At 63.7% G+C, this 16,213-nt stretch carries 17 protein-coding genes; 12 read left to right on the forward strand and 5 right to left on the reverse strand.

The window, feature by feature from the left end; all coding sequences use genetic code 11:
• Window positions 1–233: 233 nt before the first annotated feature.
• The 6 genes from F812_RS0114255 to F812_RS0114280 all read left to right on the forward strand — a co-directional run bounded on the left by F812_RS0114255 (window position 234) and on the right by F812_RS0114280 (window position 7,009).
• Window positions 234–1,667, forward strand: a complete 1,434-nt coding sequence (locus F812_RS0114255; RefSeq protein WP_020083913.1) for a tyrosine-type recombinase/integrase — start codon at window positions 234–236, stop codon at window positions 1,665–1,667.
• Window positions 1,664–3,466, forward strand: a complete 1,803-nt coding sequence (locus F812_RS0114260; protein ID WP_020083912.1) for a hypothetical protein — start codon at window positions 1,664–1,666, stop codon at window positions 3,464–3,466. Before F812_RS0114255 ends, F812_RS0114260 begins: the two co-directional genes overlap by 4 nt.
• Window positions 3,463–5,622, forward strand: coding sequence for a hypothetical protein (locus tag F812_RS0114265; protein WP_020083911.1), 2,160 nt, complete (start codon window positions 3,463–3,465; stop codon window positions 5,620–5,622). Before F812_RS0114260 ends, F812_RS0114265 begins: the two co-directional genes overlap by 4 nt.
• Window positions 5,623–5,734: 112 nt before the next feature.
• Complete coding sequence (locus F812_RS0114270) at window positions 5,735–6,295, forward strand: Spy/CpxP family protein refolding chaperone (protein WP_020083910.1); 561 nt, start codon at window positions 5,735–5,737, stop codon at window positions 6,293–6,295.
• A gap of 131 nt (window positions 6,296–6,426) precedes the next feature.
• Complete coding sequence (locus F812_RS26835) at window positions 6,427–6,618, forward strand: SHOCT domain-containing protein (protein ID WP_198011110.1); 192 nt, start codon at window positions 6,427–6,429, stop codon at window positions 6,616–6,618.
• 4 nt (window positions 6,619–6,622) lie between these two features.
• Window positions 6,623–7,009 (forward strand): DUF302 domain-containing protein, encoded by a 387-nt coding sequence (locus tag F812_RS0114280; protein ID WP_020083908.1) that lies wholly within the window; start codon window positions 6,623–6,625, stop codon window positions 7,007–7,009.
• Between the two features lie 11 nt (window positions 7,010–7,020).
• On the opposite strand, the gene F812_RS0114285 is transcribed toward F812_RS0114280, so the two are convergent.
• On the reverse strand, window positions 7,021–7,431 hold the full coding sequence (locus tag F812_RS0114285; protein ID WP_020083907.1) for a MerR family transcriptional regulator: 411 nt from the start codon (window positions 7,429–7,431) through the stop codon (window positions 7,021–7,023).
• A gap of 83 nt (window positions 7,432–7,514) precedes the next feature.
• On the opposite strand from F812_RS0114285, the gene F812_RS23975 reads away from it, so the two are divergent.
• The 5 genes from F812_RS23975 (at window position 7,515) to F812_RS0114310 (ending at window position 11,524) form a co-directional block, all read left to right on the forward strand.
• A complete protein-coding gene (locus F812_RS23975) occupies window positions 7,515–9,947 on the forward strand; it encodes a heavy metal translocating P-type ATPase (RefSeq protein WP_083929010.1) in 2,433 nt (810 codons plus the stop codon).
• Entirely contained in the window at window positions 9,944–10,462 is a 519-nt protein-coding gene (gene lspA / locus F812_RS0114295) for a signal peptidase II (RefSeq protein WP_020083905.1), read from the forward strand. Before F812_RS23975 ends, lspA begins: the two co-directional genes overlap by 4 nt.
• A 44-nt stretch (window positions 10,463–10,506) precedes the next feature.
• The gene (locus F812_RS0114300) at window positions 10,507–10,956 is read left to right on the forward strand and encodes a DUF411 domain-containing protein (RefSeq protein ID WP_040497730.1); all 450 of its coding nucleotides are present in this window, start codon (window positions 10,507–10,509) and stop codon (window positions 10,954–10,956) included.
• 84 nt (window positions 10,957–11,040) lie between these two features.
• Entirely contained in the window at window positions 11,041–11,235 is a 195-nt protein-coding gene (locus F812_RS0114305; RefSeq protein WP_020086668.1) for a zincin-like metallopeptidase domain-containing protein, read from the forward strand.
• The gene (locus F812_RS0114310; RefSeq protein ID WP_020086669.1) at window positions 11,225–11,524 is read left to right on the forward strand and encodes a hypothetical protein; all 300 of its coding nucleotides are present in this window, start codon (window positions 11,225–11,227) and stop codon (window positions 11,522–11,524) included. Before F812_RS0114305 ends, F812_RS0114310 begins: the two co-directional genes overlap by 11 nt.
• On the opposite strand, the gene F812_RS0114315 is transcribed toward F812_RS0114310, so the two are convergent.
• Together F812_RS0114315 and dnaB are read right to left on the reverse strand one after the other, a co-directional pair.
• Window positions 11,517–11,960 carry a hypothetical protein gene (locus F812_RS0114315; RefSeq protein ID WP_156827430.1) on the reverse strand — a complete coding sequence of 148 codons (444 nt, stop codon included), beginning with the start codon at window positions 11,958–11,960 and terminating at the stop codon, window positions 11,517–11,519. The genes F812_RS0114310 and F812_RS0114315 overlap by 8 nt on opposite strands.
• 280 nt (window positions 11,961–12,240) lie before the next feature.
• A complete protein-coding gene (gene dnaB / locus F812_RS23980; protein WP_020086671.1) occupies window positions 12,241–13,719 on the reverse strand; it encodes a replicative DNA helicase in 1,479 nt (492 codons plus the stop codon).
• A 105-nt stretch (window positions 13,720–13,824) separates the two neighbouring features.
• On the opposite strand from dnaB, the gene F812_RS0114325 reads away from it, so the two are divergent.
• Complete coding sequence (locus F812_RS0114325) at window positions 13,825–14,034, forward strand: hypothetical protein (RefSeq protein ID WP_020086672.1); 210 nt, start codon at window positions 13,825–13,827, stop codon at window positions 14,032–14,034.
• Window positions 14,035–14,088: 54 nt separating this feature from the next.
• On the opposite strand, the gene F812_RS0114330 is transcribed toward F812_RS0114325, so the two are convergent.
• Both F812_RS0114330 and F812_RS0114335 read right to left on the reverse strand, forming a co-directional pair.
• Window positions 14,089–15,348, reverse strand: coding sequence for a Y-family DNA polymerase (locus F812_RS0114330; RefSeq protein WP_020086673.1), 1,260 nt, complete (start codon window positions 15,346–15,348; stop codon window positions 14,089–14,091).
• Window positions 15,349–15,377: 29 nt separating this feature from the next.
• Window positions 15,378–15,800, reverse strand: coding sequence for a LexA family protein (locus F812_RS0114335; RefSeq protein WP_051113840.1), 423 nt, complete (start codon window positions 15,798–15,800; stop codon window positions 15,378–15,380).
• Window positions 15,801–16,213 lie beyond the last annotated feature (413 nt).

A 16,213-nucleotide genomic window follows, 5' to 3' on the forward strand; every position in this document is an offset into this window, starting at 1 on the left:
GCGTTATCTGGACAGTCTGGCTGTGAATTATCTGGACAGTCCGGCGCGACTCGCAGCGAACTCTGATACGGGCGTTGAGGCCACGATTTCGCTGTCCATCGACCTCAGCGTTGGCCGTGGTTCTCCGCCGCTGAGGCCGGAGCTGGGACGCGTAGCGGACCAGCGGAGGGCTCAGCGGCGGAGCGCATCTTTTCAATGTCCAAGTGCGTGCGTCGAGAGCGGGGGCTCGTCTCATGATCACGCTGTTGGAGGCAAGTGCGCGGTCGGCCGCGGAGAACGGCAATGTCACCGCCTGGAGCCGGACGGCAGGGGCGCCGGCCATCCTGCGCGATGGCGCGCCCTACGATCCCCATCTCGATCGCTTCCTCGCGGACCTGCCACTCAATGGCGTGCGCTCGCAGCACAGCCTGCGCAGCTACGCCTACGATCTCCTCGTCTGGGTGCGTTTCCTCGACGAGGCACGCGGCAAGACCGTGTGGCTAGCGACGCGCGAGGATGTGGGCGCCTACCATCGTGCCCGGCGGCACGACGAGGCCGCGAACCGCATCTCCGCCGCAAGCTGGAACCGCGCAGTGGCGGCGCTCGACAAGCTCTATCGATGGGCGGTCGAGGAGGGTCTCATAGCCCAAAGTCCGTTCAACTATCGCGACGTGTGGCGCCGGATGCCATCCGGCCGTGGCCGCACGATGACCGTAACGCGCAACCAAGCCTACGAGCGCGCCGCCAAGCATTCCGACGTCAAGTTCATCACCATCGAGGATTACCGGCACTTCCGCGATGTCGGCTTGCTCGGGCTCACCCCCGAGGGCAGCGATCGGCCCGGCGCCCGCGACCGCAACGGCAGCCGCAATGCCCTCTTCGCCGATCTCCTGATCTCAACTGGGCTCCGGCTCGAGGAGGCCTCATCCCTGCTCGCCGTGGAGATCGAGGAGGCGATCCGCGCCAGCGTGGGCCGCGACAAGCAGGTCGCCTTCCGATTGCCTGCTTCACTGACGAAGGGCGACAAGGGCCGCACCATCCGCATCCCGGCCTCGCTGCTCGCCCGCCTGCGTAGCTACCTGGAGGTCGAGCGCGCCGTCGCCGTCGAGAAGTTCAAGATGCGCGGCGGCATCATGCGCATGTCGGCGGCCCTGACGTGCGGTGTCAACGCCGGCAGGATCGAGGTCGCCACGGCGAGCGGCGAGCGGAGGCCGATGCGGCTCGACACCGTGACACCGGACGAGCGCCGCCGGCTCGTCATTCGAGGCAACGACGACACGCCGATCGAGCCCGCCGCCCTGTGGCTCAGCGAGGTAGGCCTGCCCGTCGCTCCCAACACGTGGGAGGTCACCTTCACCCGCGCTTCCCGCCGCTGCCAGGCCGCCGGCCTCGCCTTCGACGTCAGCCCGCATCAGCTGCGGCACAGCTTCGCCGTGCACATGCTGGCGTTGCTGATCCGGCAGCGGTTCGGCGATGCGCACAAGGATCAGGATCTATCCGGCGCGGCCTATCGCCGGCTGCTCGGCGATCCCCTGCAGCAAGTTCAGCGCCTGCTCGGGCACGCGAGCGTCGCCACGACCTATATCTACCTCGATCATTTGGCCGGTTGCCAGGACACGGTCGACGCCGCCGTCGAGGATTTGCTGTCCGGCATCGAGACGCCGCAAACGGTCAAGGCGGCGGCATGAGCGGCAAGGGCAAGGCGCGGCCGCGCAAGGGGCAGCGGGTCTCATTCAAGCGTGCCGATGGCCAGTCATCGGCACGGAGATCCGATGCCGTCACCGGCTTGCGCTTCACCGTCGACACTGCACATGGCGGCACGGCCCTGATCGAACTCGTCGTGCTGCGACCGCGTCGTTTGGCGCTCGCCTTCGGATCGGCGCTGCGGGAGCTCGCGCCGACCATGGTGCGCTCGACCGTGCTGCAGCACCTCAATGGCCTGAAGCGCTTCTTCGTGTTCCTCAACGAGACCGCGCCCACGATCGACGGCCCCGAGCATCTGCGAGCTGAGCACATCGACGGATTCGAGAGCTGGCTCGAGGCTCAGGGTGTGACGACCATTCACCGTCACACCATTATCGCCAAGGCCATCATCGCGCTGCGCACCATCGATGCGGGCCGGCCAGGCCTGCTCGACGAGAAGCTGCGGCAGCGGCTCGGCTACACGAGCGCGCGATCGCTCGGCAGGTCGACGCCACGGGATGCCTACAGCGGCTACGTCGCCAAGCAGCTGCGTGATGCGGCGCGAGCCGATATCCAGGCCATCACGCGCCGGCTCAAGTCGCCAGCCCCGATCGAGCATGCCGACGCCACGTTGCGCGGTCACCTCGAGGCCGCCGCCGAGGTGATCGAGGCCGAGGGCACGATCGGCCATACGCATCCGGTCCTGCTCTCGTTCTACCGGCGGTTTCACCTGCTCGGTCTCGAGAACGGCACGCCGATCCGCGATCTGCACGCCCGCCGCCATCTGCTCGCCGAGGACGTGATCCCGTTCTTCGTCCTGCTCAGCCTGGAGACGGGGCTCGAGCCCGAGTGCGTTAAGGCTCTGCGCCTCGACTGCCTGCGCAATCCGGCGTCCGGCACGGTCGAGATCGATTATGTGAAGCGCCGCGCACGGGGATCGGAGTGGAAGCGGCTGCGCGTCCGCGACGGCGCGTCGTCCACGCCGGGCGGCATCATCCGGACTCTAATCGAGCTGACGACGGCCGCCCGCAAGCACAAGCCGAGCGACAGCCTATGGCTCTACTTCCACACTGGACGCCTCGCCGATCGCTTTCTGCACCCGCAGGAGATGATCGATATCTGGGTCGCGCGCCACAATCTCGTCGATGATGCTGGCCAACCGCTGCCTCTGCTGCTCTCCCGCCTGCGCAAGACGCACAAGGCGCTCTGGTACGCCAAGTCCCAGGGCGATATGGCCCGCTTCGCCGTCGGCCACACGCCGGAGGTCGCCGCCCGCCACTACGCCGATCTGCCATCGCTGCGCCACCTGCACGAGCAGGCCGTCGTCGACGGCCTCAACGATGCGCTCAGCTCTGCGCTGCAGCCTCGCATCGTCACGCCCGAGGAGGAGGCGGTCGCTCGCAAGGCCCCTTCAACGCTGCAGCTTCCCGTGCCGGCCGCCCAGGTTCGGTCCATGTTGAGCGGCAAGCAGGATGTCTGGCTGGCGAGCTGCAGCGGCTTTCACAACAGCCCGTTCGCGGCCGACGGCGAGCCGTGCGCCGAGCCGTTCTGGGGCTGCCTCGAATGCCGTAATGCCGTCATCACCGCGCGCAAGCTGCCCTCCATCATCGCGTTCCTCGACTTCATCGTCGTGCGCCGCACCGAGATGGCCGAGGCCGACTGGTGGGCCAAGTTCGGCCGCCCCTGGTCGCGCGTCACACAGCAAGTTTTGCCGGCGTTCTCGGAGGCCGTCGTTGCCGATGCGCGCGAGAAGGCCAAGGCGCTCGAGCATCAGCCCTATCTGCCGCTGGAGACGCGCGCATGAGCAAGGCAACGGCCCTGAAGCTCGTCCCGGCCGCCACCCCGCATCAGCTTGCTGGCAAGCCGGTGCTGGAGAGCGCAGCCCTGCGCCGCGGCCACAAGCGATCGGCCTTGTCCCGCTTCGAGGACAGCACCTGGGATTTGTCGCCAGCCGTGTTTCGCGAGAACGCACGGGTCTGCCACGTCACCGCGCATTTCGACGGCATCGAGGACGCGAGCGTCGCGCGCACGCTGCGGGAGTTTCTCTATGCTCGGCTCAACTTCGATATTCCCGGGCACCGCGGCCGCCTGCCGCCCGGCAGCATCCGCCAGCTGTTCAACCGGGCGCGCCGGTTCCTAGAGTTTGTGGCCGAGAAGAAGGGCAACTGCAATCTCGCCCGTGTCGATCAAGCCACGCTCGACGCCTACCGCAATCACCTGACGGCAGATCCGCAGCGCCGCCCCATTCAGGTCGCGCATCTGCTCGAGGTCGTCGTCGATCTCCACCATTTTCGGGATCACATGCCGTCCGGCGGACTCGTACTGCTGCCGTGGAAGGGACGCTCGGCGCATGTCGTCGCCGGCTCGAAGCAGACCGCGGGCGAGAACAAGACGCCGCGCCTGCCCGAGGCGGTGATCGCTCCCCTGCTGCAATGGTCGCTCAAGTACATCACCGTCTTCTCGGCCGATATCCTAGCCGCACGCGCCGAGCTCGAGGCGCTGGAGGAACGTCACAGAACACTAGTCACCGAGGATAGGCGCTTCTCGCCGTCCACCCGCAAGCAACGCCGCCGGCAGCGGCTCATCACCTATCTCGATCAGCTGCGCGCCAACGGCCGTGGCGTGCCGATCTGGACCACATCGCACAATGGTGCCGTCCGCCAGGATCCGATCACGGGCACCTCGACGCCGCCGGTGAATGCTCTCCTCATCCATCTGCATATCGGTCTCGACGCCCAGGCCGAGCCGGCCCAGCACGTGCTGCTCCGCAAGACGACCAAGGCACTCGTACTCGATGCGATCGATGCACTCGGCACCGAGGTTGGCGGGATGGACACGGCCATCTCGATCGACCCGGACACCGGCAAGCCTTGGCGGCTGCGCTTCGACGCCAAATCTCTGCTCCTCGAGGAGCGCATGCTGCAGGCAGCCTGCTATATCGTCTGCGCCTACTTGACCGGCATGCGCGACTGCGAGGTGCAGGCGATGCGTTCGGGTTGTCTCGATGTCGAGCGTAGCGAGGACGGCCTTATCGAGCGGTATCGGATCAAGAGCACCGTCTACAAGCGGCGCGAGGTGCGCGGCCAGGCGGAGAAGTGGATCACCGTCGAGCCCGTCGCCAAGGCCATCACGGTGCTCGAGCGCCTGACCGAGCACATCCGGCACCGCCGGGGTGGCGACACGCTGTGGAGGGTGCTCAGTGACCACGGCAGCAAGGATCACATCTCGGCCGAGATCGTGCGCCAGCTCAACACCTTTCGCGACCACCTGAACGCTCAGTTCGGCACGCCCGAGGCGCCGATCATCCCGCCCGGCCCGGACGGCAAGCCGTGGCGCATCACGACGCGCCAGTTCCGGCGCACGGTCGCCTGGCACATCGCGAACCGGCCGTTCGGCACGGTCGCCGGCATGATCCAGTACAAGCACAGCGGCATCGCTGCCTACGAGGGTTACGCGGGCTCGAGCCGATCGGGCTTTCGCAACGAGGTCGAGCGCGAGCGCGTCCTCGGCCAGCTCGACGACGTGCTCTCCTACTTCGAGCACCACCGTGCCGGCGAGGTGCTGATGGGACCGGCTGCAGCCCGCATCTCGAATGAGCTGAGCCAAGCCGCCGACAAGCTCGAGCCGCTCCCCGGCCACATCGCTGATCCCGCGCGCGTCCGCGCCATGCTCGCGCACGTGGCCAAGACGCTGTTCGTCGGCGTGTTGAGCGACTGCTTCTTCGACCCGGCGACCGCCCTCTGTCTCAACGGCAAGACCGACCACAGCCGGCCGGCCATGGCCCAGTGCCGCCCCGACCGCTGCCCCAACTCCTGCATCACCGACCGCCACCGCCCGCTGTGGGCCAAGGCCATCACCGACGGCGAGGAACTGCTCAAGACAAGGCGGCTATCGCCGCTGCAGCGCGAGGCGATCGATGCAGACATCACAAAATATCGCAAAGCCATCCGAGTGTTCTGAGGGCCGCGACCTCACCGCGCGCAAGGAGGTCTGAACTTGACTCCCGTCAATGCGTTCATCAAGCTATAGAAGCTATAGATTTTTGCATGCTACCATTGTCTGGAGGTTGACCATGCGCAACACACGTAAATCGCTCCTTGCGAGCATCCTTGTTTCCGCCACGCTCCTTGCCGGGGCCATCAGTGTACAGGCTCAGCAAATGCAGCATGGGCCGGGCATGATGGGTCCAGGAATGATGGGTCCGGGCATGCCCATGGGCGGCGGCATGATGGGGTGCCCCATGATGGGCGGCCAAGGCATGACGATGGGCCAGATGCCCATGGGCGGCATGGGTCCCGGCATGATGATGACGGGCCCGGCGATCGAGGGCCGTCTCGCCTATCTCAAGGCTGAGCTCGGCATCACCGAGGCGCAGACGGCGGCCTGGAACGGCTACGTCACGGCAGTCAAGGCGCGCCAGTCGGCCATGCAGGGCACACACCAGGGGATGATGCAGGCGTGGCAATCGGGCACCGCCGTTGCTCGCCTCGACGCTCATACCAAGGCTATGGAGAGCATGGTTGAGGCCCTCAAAGCCCTGAGACCGGCGACCGATGCGCTCTATGCCGTGCTGACACCGGATCAAAAGACGAAGGCAGATCAGCTGCTCGGCATGGGCTGCTGCATGATGTGAGGACCACGATGCTCCGCAGCTTCACCCTGGCTTTGGCCCTTGTCCCGGTACTCGCAGTGCCGGGCTGGGCGCAGACCAATCCTCAAGGCTGGCCAATGCATGAATGGATGTGGTGGTGGGGGCCATGGCACATGCTAATGCCCCTGCTGTTTCTCGGCCTCATCGTGGCCGGGGTCATCTTCCTCGTTCGCAAGCTTTGGCCGGATGAGCCGCGGCACTTTGGCGGCAGCCGCGCCCTCGACCTGCTCGACGAGCGCTATGCCAAGGGCGAGATTGATCGCGAGGAGTACCAGCGGCGCAGGCAAGACATTCTCGGCAGGTGACGTCATGACCTTCTATATTGCCAAGACCATCCGGGCGCCGTTCGACGCCGCCATCGACAAGGTGACGGCAGCGCTCAAGGAGGAGGGGTTCGGCGTGCTGACCGACATCGATGTAAGCGCCGCGCTCAAGAAGAAGATCGGCGTGGACTGGCGCCCCTATCGTATCCTTGGCGCCTGTAATCCGCCGCTCGCGCACCGCGCCCTGCAGGCCGAGGACAAGATCGGCACCATGCTGCCCTGCAATGTCATAGTGCAGGACGTGGGCAACGGCCAAGTCGAGGTCGCCGCCATTGATCCGGCCGCATCGATGGAGCGGGTTGGCAAACCGGAGTTGACTGAGCTCGCGCACACGGTTCGAACCAAGTTGCAGGCAGTCCTCGCCAGGCTCTGACGCCGTCTCAATCACCGGCGAGGATCGCTCAGTGCCTCCATGATCCGGCAGTCCTTCATCTGGCCGCCATGGCACGAGGTGACCAAATCCTTGAGTGCCCGCTCGAGGGCACGCAGCCGCGCGAGCCGCTCCCTGACGACTTCCAAGTTCGCTTCCGCGATTTCAATCACCTCGCCGCAAAGCCGGTCCGGCTTCGAAGCGAGATCGAGAAGCGTGACGATGGTTTCGATCGTGAAGCCGAGATCGCGGGCATTGCGGATGAACGCCAGCCGGCGCACGTGGTCGGCAGCATAGCGTCTCTGGTTGCCCTCGGTGCGCGACGGCCGCGGCATCAGGCCGATCTGCTCGTAGTAGCGGATGGTTTGCACATTGGTGCCCGTCCGCTCGGCAAGGCCGCCGATGCTCAGTTCTTGACCAGTCATCAATAACGATCCCCTTGAACCTATAGTAGCTATAGGTTGTAACATGGCCTTGAATGACAAGCCAAGATCCTCCGGAGCAAACCATGCCAGCAGTCCAAGAGCATCGCTTCCAAGTAAGCGGAATGGACTGTCCGTCCTGCGCAGCCAAGGTCGAGACCGCCGTCGGCCGTTTCGAGGATGTCTCGGACGTCACCGTCAACTTCGCGACGCAGGTTCTGACGTTCCGCGCTTCGGCTGACGGGACGCGTCCGGACGCCATCGGGGACGCCGTCCGCAAGCTCGGCTATGGGGTCGAGCCGATAGCGCCTCGGCCGATATCTCGCGTCGACGAGAAGTTCCGTGTGGACGGCATGGACTGTCCTTCCTGCGCGGCCAAGATCGAGACGGCTGTGCGGCAGCTGCCGGGCACATCTGACATCGCCGTCAACTTCGCGACACAGATCTTGAGTGTTCGCCTCGATGCGGCCACGACACCCCCGGATACGGTCATCCAGGCGGTGACGAAGCTCGGCTATCGCACCCAACACATCGAGTCCCTCGACGGTCGTGAGCAGGCCGAATCGCGTGCGGGAGCAGCGCCGGCAGCTGACGAGGATCAGCAGACATGGTGGAGCACACCGAAGGCTCGGCTCATGGGATTGCTCCTTGCGTCGGCGGCGGTTGGCCTCGTTGCGTGGCTGAGCGGAGTTGCAAGCGAGCAGCTTGCATTCCTGCCGACGGCGCTCATCGGCCTCGCTTATTTCGGCCGCCGCGCCGTCGCCAGCGCACGTGCGGGCACGCCGTTCAGCATCGAGATGCTGGTCTCGCTCGCTACCGCGGGCGCGGTCGTCATGGGCGCGAGTTCTGAAGCCGCCCTGGTCAACGTTCTGTTCCTTCTGGGCGAGCTGCTGGAAGGCCTTGCCGCCCGCCGCGCGCGCGATGGCATCCGGGCGCTCGGCAAACTGATCCCGCGCACCGCATTGCTGGTCGAGGGCGATGTGACGCGGGCTGTCGAGATCGACTCGCTGAGCATTGGTCAGGTCGTGCTTGTGCGTCCCGGCGACCGAGTACCTGTCGACGGCACCATCATCGACGGCTCGTCCGATCTCGACGAGGCGGCTGTGACGGGTGAATCGATCCCGGTTCCGAAGACGCCCGGCAGCAGTGTCGTCGCCGGGAGCGTCAATACAACGGGCGCTCTCAAGGTTCAGGTCACCCGGCGGGTCGAGGACAATACGATCAACCGCATCATCCACATGGTCGAGGAGGCACAGGCGACCAAGGCCCCGACAGCCCGACTGATTGATCGCTTCAGTAGGTATTACACGCCCATCGCCATCCTGATCGCAGCGCTGACCATGGTCCTGCCACCGATGGCATTTGGCGCGGACTGGAGCACATGGTTCTATCGCGGCTTGGGTCTTCTGCTGGTCGCCTGCCCGTGCGCGCTCGTGCTCTCGACACCGGCCGCCATCGCGTCGGCGCTTGCAGCCGGTGCACGCTCCGGTCTGCTGATCAAGGGCGGCGCGGCACTGGAAGCCATCGGCAGCGCTCGCACGGTCGCCTTCGATAAGACCGGCACGCTTACGGTTGGTAAGCCGGTCGTCACGGATATCGTGCCCATCGACGGCACGGCCGATGCGCTCTTAAGCCTCGCTGCAGCCGTGGAGCAGGGCTCGAGCCATCCCATCGCTCGCGCGATCACCGAGCGCGCCACAAGTGCCGGGATTGCGGTGCCCACTGCGACCGATCAGCGAGCGATCGCCGGGAAGGCTGTTGAAGGCGTGGTTGCAGGCGCGCGCATCGAAATACTGTCGCCGCGCCATGCGGCCGGCCTGGACTACGTGCCCGACACGCACCCAACCATCTCCGCGCTCGAGGAGAGCGGCAAGACCGTCGTGATTGTCGCCAAGGACAAAGCGCCGATTGGTTTCATAGCCGTGCGGGACGAGCCGCGCCCGGACGCTGCTGCGGCCATCACTCGGGTCCACCAGCTTGGCGTCACACCCATCATGCTTTCTGGTGACAATCGGAGAACGGCAGGCGCGGTCGGCAAAGCGATGGGCCTCGAGGTACGCGCCGAGTTGCTCCCCGACGGCAAGCTGCAGGAGATCGCGCGCCTCAAGAGCCAAGGCACCGTAGTGATGGTTGGTGACGGCATCAATGACGCACCGGCATTGGCCGCAGCTGACGTCGGAATCGCCATGGGTGGTGGCACCGACGTGGCGCTCGAGACGGCTGATGCGGCGCTGCTGCATGAGCATGTCGGCGGTGTAGCTGACATGATCGAGCTGTCGCAACGCACCCGCCGCAACATCGCTCAGAACGTCGTCATCGCTCTAGGGCTTAAGGCAATCTTTCTCGTGACGACGATCACTGGCGCGACGGGTCTGTGGCTCGCCATCATGGCGGATACGGGCGCGACCATCCTTGTCACGCTCAATGCCCTACGGTTGCTGCGCCTCACAGGCCGCGAGCAGGATCGCACCACCCGAGACCGCCGCAAGAACCTCCGCCCGGTGGAGGCCAGCGCATGAAGAGCTCGACAAAGCTCCTGCAGTCATCGCCGGTCGCCTTCGGACTAGTCGTTATGACAGTCGCGATGTTGGATCTGTGGTCGAAGTCAGCGATGATCGCTTGGCTTACGCCAGCCCGGCGCACCGTTGAGGTGACACCCTTCTTCAACCTGCGCCTCGGCTACAACCCTGGCATCAGCTTTGGCCTCTTTCCCGCAGAGAGCGACCTTTCGCGGATGCTGCTGATCGGATTCGCGCTGCTGGTGACCCTTCTCGTCGTGTGGCTCGGATTGCGATCGCGGGTCTGGATCGAGCGTCTTGGCTTTGCACTGATTGCTGGCGGCGCCGTCGGCAATATCGTCGACCGTGGCAGTGACGGCCTTGTTACCGATTTTCTCGATTTCCATGCCTTCGGCTGGCACTGGCCGACGTTCAATCTGGCCGATGTGGCGATCACGGGCGGCGTGCTTGTACTTCTTGCTGCCAGTTTCATCGGCGATCGTTTCGCCCAACCCAGTCAGGATCAAACGCGATGATAAGAGCGACAACAGCGGTCCGCCGGACGAGCGCTCACGTTACCATGACTAAAGGAAGGCGCATCGCACAGTTGCTGTCGTTTCTCGTGATCCTACTTCCGGCAGCGGCAAGGGCAGCTTCGGTCGAGATGATGACCACATCGGGCTGCTCATGCTGTCATGCCTGGGCTCGGCATCTGCACGCTGCTGGTTTCGAGGTGACGGTTAAAGACCTGGCAATGGGCCAACTGATGCGTGCCAAGCTGGATGCCGGGGTACCCGCCACGTTGGCCGCCTGCCACACGGCGCGCATCGGCGGCTATGTCGTCGAGGGCCATGTGCCCGCGCGTGAAATCCAGAAGCTGCTAACAGAGCGCCCCGACGCGATCGGGCTCGTCGTCCCCGGTATGCCGATAGGATCACCCGGGATGGAGTCCGGCGATCGTCGCGAGGCCTATGAGGTGCTGCTGCTCAAGCGGGGTGGCAAGACGGAGGTATTTGCACGCTACGAATAGCTTTGCGTAGTCGTTTTGCGACAGGACCACTTTTCACTATTCACCGTCTGACGCGATTTCAGACTGTCAGGATAAGTTGCCGAATTGGGCGCCGCCTATCTGTGCGCCGAGCTCGGCATCTGCGCCGAACCGCGCAAAGACCACGCCCAGTACCTTTTGCACTGGCTCACGGTCATGAAACTGGACAAGAAAGCCATCTTCACGGCGGCTGCAAAAGCTGCGGAAGCGGCGCGCTACCTCATGGGCTTCATGCCCAAGGAGGCACAGAATGCCGCGTAACGGAGCCACGATCTATGAAACGCTTATCTGGCGCGGCATCACCTGCCGAGTCTGCACCACCCGCGATCGGAATATCACGGGATGGACCGTCATCACCCTGCGTGCCCCGGAGGATATCCCCTTTCCGCTTGGCGTACGCGGATACTGTCGCCATGGTTTGGAGCAGGCGGAACTCGACGCGGCCGGCGGCGCGGTATCCTTTTTCAAAGCCTGGGCAGACCGCGAGGCCCAAAACCCCACCTATCTCCACGCTGTCGTCCGTCACAGGCAAGGAGACCTGTTCAAGTGAAATGACGCCTCACCCTCCACGGCATCCTGCCCGTCAGCAGCAAGCTCGTCACGCACAGCAAGGTCATCAGTGCCAACCACAACGCCACTCCGACGAGGCAGGCAACCCCTTGTCCCATGCCGAACAGCGTATCCCGTAACGATATCTCCCCGATAATCCCGCCCACGCACCCGAGGGCCTTGCGAAGAGCAATGGCCCCCTTCTGTCTGATCAGGTTCATCGGCCCTTCCACGCTTTCACCACGTGCCCGCCGCGCATCCCAGTACCCGTCCACATCCCTCAGCTTCACGTAGCGGAAAAACGGCCAATGCCATTCCGATACAAAGACCTGCCGTAGCTCCTCCGTGGGGTCGATCTTCGAGGCAATGCACCCCAGCAAACGCTCGGGAATGCTCACCCAGCCGAGGCACTTTCTGTAAAGCAGCGATCGTTTCACAAATGTTCGACGGCACACCTGGCAATACTCGCCGTCCGTCCACGACGTCAGCGTATAGGAGCAACAAGGGCAGCGGCGATTTCGCATGGACGCAGTCTGACAAACCTGCGCTCGGTCCAGAACCTTGTGTGCGCACGGCGTATGCAATGGGAGTCTAACAACGCCGATCTCGTTCGCCCTCTGTTGCATCTCAACACTCCCGCCTTAGGAGCCAATGAGCGTTCTTCGCTCTCTTCATCTCTCCGGCAGCGAACGAGAATGCGCCGCCTCACCGCATTTTCTACCGAGCGGAAAAACTCCTGAAGGTGGTCGTCTCTCCATCAAACATAAGCTTCACGGTATCAGTGGGGCCTTTGCGGTTCTTTGCGACGATCACTTCTGTGATGCCACGCGATGCTTCAAGTTGGGCCTTTACATCCGCGATGCGCTTCCGCTCGGTGTCGGTTGACGCGGTGGCTTCATCCGCCGCGCCAAGCCCCGCCTTCAGATAATAGTCGTGGCGGTACAGCATGAGAACCACGTCGGCATCCTGCTCGATGCTGCCGCTCTCCCGCAAATCCGAGAGCAAGGGACGTTTGTTGTCGCGGGATTCAACGCTGCGCGACAGTTGGCTTGCCGCAATCACCGGCACGTCCAGTTCGCGCGCCACCATCTTGAGGCCACGGCTGATCTGCGTGATCTCCTGCACACGGTTGTAGTCGCCCTTGATGGGAGACATCATCAGCTGCAGGTAGTCGACGATGATGAGGCCGATGCCGAACTTGCGCTTCATCTCACGGGCCCGTGAGCGCAGGGCGCCGACGCTCAATCCCGGTGTATCGTCGATGTGAAGAGGTAAACTGTGGAGCTCATTGGCTGCTCCCATCATCCGTTGCAGATCGCCGTCGGACAAATGACCATTGGCAATCCGGTTCGCGCAAATATTGAGCGCGTTGGCCACCAGCCGTTGCGTCAGCTGGGTGGCACTCATCTCCAGGCTGAACACGCCCACCGGCGCCGTATTGGCGCCGTCAGCGAGGTGCCGTGTCGCCACAGCTTGCGCCATGTTCAGCAGCAGGCTCGTCTTCCCCATGCTCGGCCGCGCACCGAGAATGACCAAGTCGCTGTTCTGGAACCCGCCGAGCAAACTGTCGAGGTCCGTGAAGCCGCTCGCAATACCCGTCACGCCCGTTCCCGTGGCTTTTGCAGCCGCAGCCTGCCGGATCACCTCGATGAGGTTCTGGCGCATGTCACGCGCGGCGTCCTTCCGCCCGATCTCCGTGAGACGGAAGACCTCACTCCCCACCGCCTCGAGCATGGCTTCCACGTCCTCGGGCTTTGTTGCCGCCCGCGCCTGCGTGTGGACGCTTTCCGCAAGGCCCATCAGCTGCCGCTGCCGGAAGGTGGTGATGATGACGTCCGCAAGGCTTTTGGCGTCACCGGCCAGGGACGCGTTCTCGAACATGGCCGTCAGATGCGGAAACAGCGTCTTTTCCGCATCGAAGGCCGTTCCCTTCAGGCGCTCGCTGATGGTGATGGGGTTCGCCTCACCCCCACGCGCATTGATGATGCTCTCGATCGCTTCAAAAATGGCGCCGTGCACCGGCACATAGAAGTGCTCCGCGCTCAGCGCGCCCTCAAGCTCGTCATAGAAGCGGTTGTTGACCATGATGGCACCCAGCAGCGCCTGTTCCGCTTGCGCGCTGTGGGGTGATTTGTCCACGCCGCGCGGGAGCCTCTCGCTCCCCAGCTGCACGACACGCGCGGGCTCCCCTGCCATCGCGGCATCATGGCCCGAACAAAGCCAAACACCAACCTTTGCGAATCGTACACTTATCAGTCTGGCTGTTTCGCTTCCGAAACTTGCCGCTTATCTGGGCACCCCATGACATCCAAGCGCCTGCCGATTGCCGGCTTTCCGCACCTTGCGCTCACGGCGCAGAACGACCATAGACTGTTCGCCAGAACCTTAGCCGCCTTACGAAAAGCCGGTTTCACAATCGAAACTGACAAAGCCGTTCCTCCGGAAGGCTCGACCGGCACCTCAATCATCATGGCTCTCACTTACGCGTTCCAAGAGGCAAAGGGCGCTTAGATTACACCCCCCGAATCTCCACAATGAGCACTACAGCCGCTCCCTGCCCCCCAATCACACCCGCAGCAATTCCTCCCAGCGCGTCGTGTAGCGCGGAGACAGGTGTTCGGAACGCATGGCCCAGCGCTTGTTCACCCCGCAAGCCGCCATCACCATCGTTCCCCGCCCCCACACGCGGTTAAGACGATCAACCGTACGCATCAGGGTCTTGCCCTTCCAATCATCCGCAGAAGCCCACAGATCTCCTTGGACCCCATCTGCCGGCTCTATGGCATCCAGCATCACGCCAGCCTTGGTGTAGCGATACCCCTGCTTGTAAATGCGCCTCACCGCACAAAACGCCGCGTGAATGAGTTTCGAGGTATCAGCCGAAGCCACCGGTAGCCTCACCACGTCGGATGCACTGTATTGGCGCTCGGTGGTCTTAAACGGGTTGGTATGCACGAACACCAGCACGGTACCTGCAGCGAGATTCTGGCGACGAAGTTTTTCTGCCGCACGGCTCACGAAGCTCGCCACTGCTTCCTCAAGTTCCCGCTGTGCTGTGACCGGCCGCCCGAACGAGCGCGACGCCATAATCGATCTAGCTGGTTTCGACCCCTCGTCCAGCATCAGGCATCGTTCCCCATCGAGTTCCCGGCCGATGCGTTCGACCACCACGCCTCCCTCCCGCCTCAACAGATCGGGCTGGGCCTCGCGGAGATCCACCGCGGTCGTGATACCGAGCGCGCGCAGGCGGCGCCCAAGACGCGTCGCCACACCCCAGACCTCTTCCACCTCGAGTTTCGCCAGTGCATCCGACTGCTTCTCACGGCTCATCAACGATTTCACGCCTTGCGACCCCGCGTCCTTTTTCGCCGCCCGGTTCGCCACCTTGGCCAGCGTCTTGGTGGGCGCAAGCCCAAAGGACACCGGAATGCCAGTCCACTGCAGGATCGTCGCCCGCATTTCCCGCGCAATCCCCTCCTCACGCCCTTCTAAGCCCGCCAGGTCGATAAACGCTTCGTCGATCGAATAAACCTCCACGCTGGGCGCAAGTCGCCTCAGGATCGAGATCACCCTCTGGCTCAGATCGCCATAGAGCGCGTAGTTGGACGAACGAATGACCACGCCCTTGCGCTGCCACTCCGCCCGATGCAAATGCCAGGGATCGCCCATCCTGATACCGAGCCGCTTCGCTTCATCGCTCCGCGCCACGGCACATCCATCGTTGTTTGACAGCACCACCACCGGGCGATGACGAAGTCCCGGATCGAACAGCCTCTCACAACTGACATAGAAGTTGTTGCAATCCACCAGCCCCAAACACGTCATCGCCGCTCCACCTCTCCGTCCGCTATCGGTTACGGCGCGTGCATCCGCACGCTTTTGGGGATCACGCCCCAAATCTCAAACTCAGTCCCTTCAGTGATGGGGATATCCGGGTAGTTGATATTCTCCGGCGTGAGCCACACGCGCCCAGCTCTCATGCGAAGGCGTTTCATCGTGAACTCACCGTTCACCAGCGCCACGATGATGGAGCCATCCACCGGCTTCAACGACCGGTCGACAACGCAGATATCGCCGTCGTGAATGCCGGCACCCACCATGCTGTCGCCCTGCGCCTTCACAGCGAAGGTGCTGGCAGGGTTCCTCACCAGCAACTCATTGAAATCCAGCGGGCGGTCTTCGTGCTCTTCCGCCGGAGACGGAAACCCAGCTGCAACCGGTGCCGCCATCAGCGGAACATGTAGATTTGTGCGTATCTCAACAACCCGGACCCACATGAAAAACTCCCTCTTGATTTTTGTTCACTTTTTGTTCTCATTCTCCCGAAGTGTCAAGACGGAGATTGTCCATGCGGCGGAAAGGCGAACTCAGCAAGAGCATGATCGACCGGCAGTGGCCCCACCAAGTCGCATTGCCCGAACGGCTGTCATGCCGCTCACACTGGCCGCCCCAACACGCATTCTGCAACGGCCTCGACGTGTCACCGCGTGGGCATTGCTTTGTCCGCAATGGGGAGTGGTGGAACGTACGATGCTTTGCCGTGAAGGAGGATGCCGAACGGTTCATCCAGACCTTCGGCGGGGAATACATGACACCGGAAACTCGCCCCCGCCATTGAGATGGCGTTCGTTGTTGGAAAATTCGCACCCGGCACTTTGGAACAACCCGCATAAAGAAAGGCCTGTCCTTG

The sequence above is a fragment of the Hyphomicrobium zavarzinii ATCC 27496 genome (assembly GCF_000383415.1).
GTDB classification, from domain to species: Bacteria; Pseudomonadota; Alphaproteobacteria; order Rhizobiales; family Hyphomicrobiaceae; genus Hyphomicrobium_C; species Hyphomicrobium_C zavarzinii.

Coding starts and splice junctions, on each gene's coding strand:
- F812_RS0114255 (WP_020083913.1), top strand. CDS start 234: ATGATCACGCTGTTGGAGGCAAGTGCGCGGTCGGCCGCGGAGAACGGC.
- F812_RS0114260 (WP_020083912.1), top strand. CDS start 1,664: ATGAGCGGCAAGGGCAAGGCGCGGCCGCGCAAGGGGCAGCGGGTCTCA.
- F812_RS0114265 (WP_020083911.1), top strand. CDS start 3,463: ATGAGCAAGGCAACGGCCCTGAAGCTCGTCCCGGCCGCCACCCCGCAT.
- F812_RS0114270 (WP_020083910.1), top strand. CDS start 5,735: ATGCGCAACACACGTAAATCGCTCCTTGCGAGCATCCTTGTTTCCGCC.
- F812_RS26835 (WP_198011110.1), top strand. CDS start 6,427: ATGCTAATGCCCCTGCTGTTTCTCGGCCTCATCGTGGCCGGGGTCATC.
- F812_RS0114280 (WP_020083908.1), top strand. CDS start 6,623: ATGACCTTCTATATTGCCAAGACCATCCGGGCGCCGTTCGACGCCGCC.
- F812_RS0114285 (WP_020083907.1), bottom strand. CDS start 7,431: ATGACTGGTCAAGAACTGAGCATCGGCGGCCTTGCCGAGCGGACGGGC.
- F812_RS23975 (WP_083929010.1), top strand. CDS start 7,515: ATGCCAGCAGTCCAAGAGCATCGCTTCCAAGTAAGCGGAATGGACTGT.
- lspA (WP_020083905.1), top strand. CDS start 9,944: ATGAAGAGCTCGACAAAGCTCCTGCAGTCATCGCCGGTCGCCTTCGGA.
- F812_RS0114300 (WP_040497730.1), top strand. CDS start 10,507: ATGACTAAAGGAAGGCGCATCGCACAGTTGCTGTCGTTTCTCGTGATC.
- F812_RS0114310 (WP_020086669.1), top strand. CDS start 11,225: ATGCCGCGTAACGGAGCCACGATCTATGAAACGCTTATCTGGCGCGGC.
- dnaB (WP_020086671.1), bottom strand. CDS start 13,719: ATGGCAGGGGAGCCCGCGCGTGTCGTGCAGCTGGGGAGCGAGAGGCTC.
- F812_RS0114325 (WP_020086672.1), top strand. CDS start 13,825: ATGACATCCAAGCGCCTGCCGATTGCCGGCTTTCCGCACCTTGCGCTC.
- F812_RS0114330 (WP_020086673.1), bottom strand. CDS start 15,348: ATGACGTGTTTGGGGCTGGTGGATTGCAACAACTTCTATGTCAGTTGT.
- F812_RS0114335 (WP_051113840.1), bottom strand. CDS start 15,800: ATGTGGGTCCGGGTTGTTGAGATACGCACAAATCTACATGTTCCGCTG.